8 protein-coding genes and 4 tRNA genes are annotated in these 7,374 nt (G+C 72.0%); all 12 read right to left on the bottom strand.

What is annotated here, in order from left to right:
• The coding region (locus tag IE168_RS12990; protein WP_038054197.1) for a GTP-binding protein at positions 1-95 on the bottom strand (95 nt) is incomplete at its 3' end.
• 61 nt (positions 96-156) lie between these two features.
• A tRNA-Thr gene (locus IE168_RS12985) sits at positions 157-232 on the bottom strand.
• Between the two features lie 44 nt (positions 233-276).
• Positions 277-350, bottom strand: a tRNA-Gly gene (locus IE168_RS12980).
• 13 nt (positions 351-363) lie between these two features.
• Positions 364-449, bottom strand: a tRNA-Tyr gene (locus IE168_RS12975).
• 119 nt (positions 450-568) lie between these two features.
• Entirely contained in the window at positions 569-1,660 is a 1,092-nt protein-coding gene (gene ychF, locus IE168_RS12970) for a redox-regulated ATPase YchF (protein ID WP_189498913.1), read from the bottom strand.
• A 6-nt stretch (positions 1,661-1,666) separates the two neighbouring features.
• Complete coding sequence (pth, locus tag IE168_RS12965; RefSeq protein WP_189498911.1) at positions 1,667-2,248, bottom strand: aminoacyl-tRNA hydrolase; 582 nt, start codon at positions 2,246-2,248, stop codon at positions 1,667-1,669.
• A 51-nt stretch (positions 2,249-2,299) separates the two neighbouring features.
• Complete coding sequence (locus IE168_RS12960; RefSeq protein WP_189498909.1) at positions 2,300-2,953, bottom strand: 50S ribosomal protein L25/general stress protein Ctc; 654 nt, start codon at positions 2,951-2,953, stop codon at positions 2,300-2,302.
• 108 nt (positions 2,954-3,061) lie between these two features.
• A complete protein-coding gene (locus IE168_RS12955; protein ID WP_189498907.1) occupies positions 3,062-4,024 on the bottom strand; it encodes a ribose-phosphate diphosphokinase in 963 nt (320 codons plus the stop codon).
• 39 nt (positions 4,025-4,063) lie between these two features.
• Positions 4,064-4,140: transfer RNA gene (locus IE168_RS12950), tRNA-Gln, on the bottom strand.
• Positions 4,103-5,002 carry a 4-(cytidine 5'-diphospho)-2-C-methyl-D-erythritol kinase gene (gene ispE / locus IE168_RS12945; protein WP_229823556.1) on the bottom strand — a complete coding sequence of 300 codons (900 nt, stop codon included), beginning with the start codon at positions 5,000-5,002 and terminating at the stop codon, positions 4,103-4,105. Before ispE ends, IE168_RS12950 begins: the two co-directional genes overlap by 38 nt.
• Positions 4,999-5,649: a lipoprotein insertase outer membrane protein LolB gene (gene lolB / locus IE168_RS14630; RefSeq protein ID WP_229823555.1), complete on the bottom strand. Its 651-nt coding sequence runs from the start codon at positions 5,647-5,649 to the stop codon at positions 4,999-5,001. Before lolB ends, ispE begins: the two co-directional genes overlap by 4 nt.
• Entirely contained in the window at positions 5,646-7,253 is a 1,608-nt protein-coding gene (locus tag IE168_RS12940) for a tetratricopeptide repeat protein (protein ID WP_386659048.1), read from the bottom strand. The genes lolB and IE168_RS12940 overlap by 4 nt, the downstream gene beginning before the upstream one ends.
• Positions 7,254-7,374 lie beyond the last annotated feature (121 nt).

The following is a 7,374-nucleotide window of genomic DNA, read 5'->3' as shown; positions in this document are numbered from 1 at the left end:
AGCGCCGCCGTCAGCGTCGTCTTGCCGTGGTCCACGTGACCGATGGTGCCCACGTTCACGTGGGGCTTGGTGCGCTCGAACTTGCCCTTGGCCATGATTGCGTATCTCGCTGAACTGTTGGAATGAAGGGCCGCGCTTGCCGCTGCGGCCCGAAGATGGTGCTCACGAATGGAATCGAACCATCGACCTCCTCCTTACCAAGGAGGTGCTCTACCGACTGAGCTACGTGAGCGTGAGTTGTGCCCTGGCGGGGGAAGTCTCCAATGATACCCGCAATGGAGCGGGAGACGGGAATCGAACCCGCACCATCAGCTTGGAAGGCTGAGGTTCTACCATTGAACTACTCCCGCGCAGGGGAAGTACTGGTGGAGGGAGGTGGATTCGAACCACCGAAGGCGTAAGCCAGCAGATTTACAGTCTGCCCCCGTTGGCCGCTTGGGTATCCCTCCAGCGCAAACAAACCGCTGAAACAGCCCGTAATTTTGGCGGTCAAGAATCCGTCTGTCAACGCCTGCGAAGCAATTTCCCGCCAACGCGTTCCCGGCGCCGGCAGGAAGGCCCGCCGGCCTCAGACATTGAACCGGAAATGCAGGACGTCGCCCTCCTGGACGCGGTATTCCTTGCCCTCCAGGCGCAGCCGCCCCGCCTCGCGCGCGCCGGCCTCGCCCTGGTAGCGGATGAAGTCGTCGTAGCCGATGGTCTCGGCGCGGATGAAACCCTTCTCGAAGTCGGTGTGGATCACCGCGGCCGCCTGGGGCGCGGTGGACCCGGCCTTCACCGTCCAGGCACGGACCTCCTTCACGCCGGCGGTGAAGTAGGTCTGCAGGCCCAGCAGGCTGTAGGCGGCGCGGATCACCCGGTTGAGGCCCGGCTCGTCCAGGCCCAGGTCCTTCAGGAACTCGTCGCGGTCGGCCTCGTCGAGCTGGCTCAGCTCCTCCTCGATCGCGGCCGAGACCGGCACCACCTCGGCACCCTCGCCCGCCGCCCGGCCGCGCACGGCGTCCAGGTGCGGATTGCCCTCGAAGCCGTCCTCGAGCACGTTGGCGACGTACATCACCGGCTTGAGCGTCAGCAGGAACAGGTCGCGGACCGCCGCCCGATCGTCCTCGGACAATCCCAGCGCGCGCGCCGGCGTCCCCGCGTCCAGCCCCGCGCGCACGCGCGCCAGCACCTCGACCCGCGCCTTCGCGTCCTTGTCGCCGGTCTTGGCCGAGCGCTCGGCGCGCTGCAGCGCCTTGTCCACCGACTCCAGGTCGGCCAGGGCGAGCTCGGTGTCGATGGTGTCGATGTCGGCCAGCGGATCGACGCGGTTGGCGACGTGGATGACGTCGGGGTGCTCGAAGCAGCGCACCACGTGGGTGATCGCGTCGACTTCGCGGATGTGGGCCAGGAACTTGTTCCCCAGGCCCTCACCGCTGGCCGCACCCGCCACCAGGCCGGCGATGTCGACGAACTCGACCGCGGTCGGGATCACCTTCTGCGGCTTGATGATCTCCGCCAGCGCGTTCAGGCGCGGATCGGGCACCGGCACCACGCCGACGTTGGGCTCGATCGTGCAGAAGGGAAAGTTGGCAGCGGCGATGCCGGCCTTGGTCAGCGCGTTGAAAAGAGTCGACTTGCCGACGTTCGGCAGGCCGACGATGCCGCAGGTGATGCCCATGGTGTGTCAGGTCCTGTTGGTGTGCAGCCGCGTCATCGCGTCCATGAAGTTGCCCTCCATGGCCAGCGGCAGCACGTCGAGCGCGTCGTCGATGGCGCGGCCGATGAGAATGTCGTCGTCCGGCGACGCCCGCCCCAGCACCCAGCCGGTGACCCGGTCCTTGTGCCCGGGGTGGCCGATGCCGATGCGCAGGCGGTGGAAGCGGCCGTGGCCGAGCAGGCGCATGGTGTCGCGCAGCCCGTTCTGGCCGCCGTGGCCGCCGTCGAACTTGAGCCGGGCGACGCCCGGAGGAAGATCAAGCTCGTCGTGGACCAGCAGCGCCTGCTCCGGCTCGATCTTCCAGAAGCGCAGCGCGGCGGCCACCGACTTGCCGCTGAGGTTCATGAAGGTGGCCGGCTTCAGCAGCCAGGCCTCGTGGCCGGCCACCCGCACCCTCGCGGTCTCCCCGAACAGCTTGCCGTCGACCTTGAAGCGCTCGCCTTCGCGTTCGGCCAGGGCGTCGACAAAGCGGAACCCGGCGTTGTGCCGGGTCCGCGCGTGTTCCGGGCCGGGATTGCCCAGCCCGACGATGAGGCGGATGCCGTCCATCGCATCGGCGCAGGCCGGCGCTCCACTGCGGAAGCGCCGGCGCAGGGCGCCTTACTTCTCCTCGGCGTCGTCCTGCTTCGCGGCCGGGACGTCGCCAGCCTCGTCGGCCTCGACCTCGGGCTCGGCCTCCACGCGCGCGTGGCGGGCCACGGCGACGGCGGGGTTGTGCCCCTCGTCCAGCTTGACGGCCAGCTCGACGCCCTTGGGCAGCGCGACCTCGGACAGGTGCACGGTGGCACCGACCTCCATCGCCGACAGGTCGACCTCGATCGACTCGGGCAGGTCGCCCGGCAGGCAGACGATCTCGACGTCGTTCAGCTCCTGGGTCAGGACCACGCCCGCGGTCTTGCCGGCCGGCGAGCCTTCGGCGTTCACCAGGCGCAGCGGCACGTGCACGCGGATGGCTTCCTTGGCGCTGACGCGCTGGAAGTCCAGGTGCATGATGACCTGCTTGTACGGGTGACGCTGCATGTCGCGCAGGAGCACGGTCTCGACCTTGCCGTCGACCTCGAGGTCGATGATCGACGAGTAGAACCACTCGTGCTGGCTGGCGACCCAGGTCTTCTCCTGGTCGAGCTGGATGCTCTGCGGGGCGGCGTCGCCGCCGTAGACGATGGCCGGGACCTTGCCCGCATGACGCAGGCGGCGGCTCGCACCCTTCCCCTCGTCCTTGCGGCCGGCGGCCGTGATCTTGTGATTGCTCATTGTGGATTGCTCACTTGCTGGGTTGGCCCGCCTCGCGGCGGAAAGATGGCTCCCCCGCGACCAGGGGAGCCGGAAAAGCGGAAACAGCGGATCGCGGCCCGAGGGTCGTCAGTCCACGTACAGCGAACTCACCGACTCGCCGCCGGCGATGCGGCGGATGGTCTCGGCCAGCAGCTCGGCGACGCTGAGCTGGCGGATGCGGCCGCAGGCGCGGGCCGCGTCGGAAAGCGGAATGGTATCAGTCACCACCAGCTCGTCGAGCTGGGAGCGGGTGACGTTGTCGATCGCCGCGCCCGACAGCACCGGGTGGGTGCAGTAGGCGACGACCTTGGTGGCGCCCTGCGCCTTCAGCGCCGCGGCGGCCGCGCACAGGGTGCCGGCGGTGTCGACGATGTCGTCGACCAGCACGCAGGTCTTGCCGGCCACGTCGCCGATGATGTTCATCACCGTGGCGACATTGGCCTTGGGGCGGCGCTTGTCGATGATCGCGAGGTCGGCGTCGTCCAGCCGCTTGGCGATCGCGCGGGCGCGGACCACGCCGCCCACGTCCGGGCTGACCACGACCATGTTGTCGGTGCCGTGCGCGCGCCAGATGTCGGCCAGCAGCAGCGGCGAGGCATAGACGTTGTCCAGCGGGATGTCGAAGAAGCCCTGGATCTGGTCGGCGTGCAGGTCGACGGTCAGCAGGCCGTCGGCGCCGGCGGCGGTGAACATGCGCGCGGCGAGCTTGGCGGTGATCGGCACGCGCGAGGAGCGCATGCGGCGGTCCTGGCGGGCGTAGCCGAAGTACGGCACCACCGCGGTGACGCTGCTGGCCGAGGCGCGCTTGAGCGCGTCGATCAGGGCCAGCAGCTCCATCAGGTGCTCGGCGGTCGGGGCACAGGTGGACTGCACCACGAACACGTCCTGGCGGCGCACGTTCTCCTCGATCTCGACCTGGACCTCGCCGTCGGAGAACGTCGACACCAGCGCCTTGCCGGGACGCACGCCGAGCTCGCGGCAGACCTCGAGCGCAAGCGGACGGTTGGCATTGCCGGAGAAGATCAGCAGGTTGCCATCTTCCTTTTTCACGGGACTACTCCGCTGGACGCTGCAGGACAGGGATGTAACTGGCAGGGGCGGCAGGATTCGAACCTGCGGATGCCGGGATCAAAACCCGGTGCCTTGGACCTCTTGGCGACGCCCCTGCGGTGACCAGGCCGCAAGTGCATCCAGCAGCGGCGAGCGCGGCGCACCGGCGACCACGCGGGCACCGAGCCCTTGCGGCAGCCGGGCGAGCGCGTCCTCGGCGGGCCCGCGCGCGGCGAACTCGACGAAGCAACCACTGCCCGTCCCGGTAAGGCGTGGCGTGCCGACGTGCGCAAGCGCCTGGAAGGCCGCCTCGACGGCAGGTTCCAGGCCACGCAGCACCGGCTCGAACACGTTGCCGAGCGGAGCACCCGAAGCGAAGTCGGATATTGTCGCGGGCGCGGCATCCCTCGTCAATTCAGGGGCTTGGAACAGGGTCGCGGTGGCCACGTGGACGCCCGGGTGGGCGAGCAGGTACCAGGCCGGCGCGAGATCCACCGGGAACAGCCGTTCGCCCACGCCTTCAGCCCAGGCGTTGTGGCCGTGGACGAAGACGGGCACGTCGGCGCCCAGGCTGGCCCCGATCGCGGCCAGCCGGTCCACGCCGGCCTCCAGCCCCCAGATCGCGTCCAGTGCCCGGAGCACCGTGGCCGCGTCGGACGAACCGCCGCCGAAGCCGCCACCGGCCGGCGTGCGCTTTTCGACGCGGATATCGACGCCATGACCGACATTGAACTCCGATCGCAGCATGTCCGCGGCACGAAGGCTGAGGTCGGCCGCCTCCGGCACCGCCGCGAGATCCGGCCCGTGGCGGACGATCCGGCCGTCCGTCCGCGGGCGCAGGTGAACCGTGTCGCCCCAGTCCAGCATCCGGAACACCGTCTGCAGGTCGTGGTAGCCGTCGGCGCGGCGGCCGATGATGCGCAGGAACAGATTGAGCTTGGCCGGCGCGGGCCAGGCCGACCAGCCAGCCGCGCTCACGGCTCCGCCCCGCTCCACGCGTCGACCACGAGGCGCACGCCGGCATCGCCGCGGCGGGCGTCGATGCGCAGCGGCAGCGCGGGCGCGCCGCCGGTCGACGGACGCCAGGCGCGGAAGTCGATCGCCCAGCCCACCTGCTCCAGCCGCGCCGGCAGCAGGTCGGCGCCGAACTCCAGCCGCGCCGGGCCGTGCACGGCCTCGTCGGCCGGCAGCCCGCGCAGCCAGGCGCCCAGCGCCTCCACCGGCACCTCGAGGCCGGTGGCCTCGAACAGCAGCGCCTGGCCGTCGGGACCGTGGCGGGTGCCGCCTTCCAGCCCCTCGAGGCGCGCGCCGCCGCCGTCCACCGCCAGCCGCCAGCTCTGCCGGGTCACCGGCGCGGCCAGCGCGACCTCGAAGGCCGGTCCGTCCTGTCGCCATTCGATGCGGCCGCTGCCGCCCTTGCCGGCGCGGGTGATCGACGCGCGGCCTTCCAGCTGCCAGGCCGGATCGGCCAGCAGCGCCTCGGCGCGAACCGCCTGCAGCGCCTCGGCCCGGGCCCGGGCCGCGGCATCCAGCGCCGGCACCGCTGCCGGCTCCGGCAGCCGGGTCGCGCAGGCCGCGAGCGCGGCGGCACAGGCCAGCGCCGTCAGGATCCGCAGCGCCCTCATGCGCCGATGTCCTCGAGGGCGCGGCGCAGGGAACGGTTTTCCGGATCGATCGACCGCGCCTGCTCGAACCACTCCATCGCCTCGTCGCGCCGCCCCAGCTGCCAGAGCACGGTGCCCACGTGCGAGGCGATCTCGGCGTCCTTCTCGAGCACGAAGGCCCGGCGGAGCTCGACCAGCGCCTCCTCGTCGCGCCCCAGGCGATGCAGCACCCAGCCGTAGCTGTCAATGATCGCGGCGTTGGCGGGCTCGGCGATGCGCGCACGCTCGATCAGCTCCAGCGCCTCCTCGTAGCGGTCGGTGCGATCGGCCAGGGTGTAGCCGAGCGCGTTGAGCGCCGCCGTGCTGTCGGGCTCGGCGACCAGGATGCGGCGCAGATCGGCCTCGGCGCGCGGAATGTCGTCGCGGCGCTCCCACATCAGCGCCCGCGAGTAGAGGAGCGCCGATTCGTCCGGGAAGGCGGCCAGGCCGCGGGCCAGCGCATCGAGCTCGGCGGCATCGTCGCCATCCGCGCGGCGCAGCTCGGATTCCATCAGATAGGCGTCGCGGCGCAGGCGGTCGTCGGCCGCGGCGTCCTGCTGCAGCGCGCGCAGGGCGGCCCAGGCCTCGTCGCGGCGGTCGAGGTCGTGCAGCACCTTGGTCTCGCGCAGGCGGGCGGTGTCGCGCTGCTCGCCGCCCGGCACGCTGCGGTACCACTCCAGCGCCTCGCCCGGACGCTCGAGGAACTCGGCCACCTGGCCGAGCAGCAGGCGGCGGGCCGGATTCGGGACTTCGGCCCCGGCCGACAGCCCCTGGTACAGCGCCTCCAGCGCCTGCTTGTCGTCGGCATCGGCCAGCAGGGACGCGCGCAGGGCGATCTGGCCGAGGTCGTCGCCGGGTGCCGGGCCGGCCCCGAGCAGCGCGGCCCCCGCGGCCGGGTCGCCCAGCTCGGCGTAGCCCAGGGCGATGCGCTCGCGGATGCGTGGATTCGAGGGGTCGCCGGCGGCCAGGGCGTCGAGCACCTGGCGCGCCTCGGCACTGCGGCCGGCGCGATGCAGGTGGCTCACGCGCAGCAGGCCCATGGCCGGATCGGCGGGATGCAGCTCACGCGCGACCTCGTCGATGCGCCCGAACAGGGCGTCGTCGCCCAGCCCCAGCGCCAGCTGGCCGGCCGCGGCCAGGGCCATCGGCTGGGTGGGCAGTGCGTCGCGTTCGAACAGCTGGCCGAGCACCCGCGCCGACAGCTCCGGGTCGCGGCTGCCGGTGCCCAGCACGGCGTAGGCCGCCAGCCAGCCGCGCGCCCCGCCCTCGCGCAGCATCTTTTCCAGTTCGGCCCGCGCGGCGCGGGCGCGGCCGGTGCGCAGCGCCAGGGTCGCCCTCGCGCCCTGCATGCCGATCGAGTCCGGCGCGCGCGCGCTCCACAGCGCCAGCGCCTCCCGCAGCGCGGCGTCGTCGCGGCCCATCAGCGCGTACTGGGTGGCGCGCGAGGCCAGCGCGGCGTCGCCGGGCGCGGCGCGCGCGGCTTCGAGATACCAGTCGACGGCCTCGTCCGGGCGCCCGGCGGAGACCGCGAACTCGGCGGCCAGCGCCTCGCGCAGGGGCGGCCCGGCGGGCGGCTTGCGCGCCATGGACGGTGCCGACAGCAGCGCCAGGCACAGCGCGGCGCCCAGCACCTGCACGCGGGCAAACACCGGGCCGGGGCGGCCGCCGGGGAGGGTCCGGGACGCGCGGGGCGCGGGCACCGTAAAA

Origin of the sequence: Luteimonas padinae (genome assembly GCF_014652935.1) — a bacterium.
Taxonomy (GTDB): domain Bacteria; phylum Pseudomonadota; class Gammaproteobacteria; order Xanthomonadales; family Xanthomonadaceae; genus Luteimonas; species Luteimonas padinae.
This window is presented reverse-complemented; position numbering and strand designations above follow the sequence as displayed.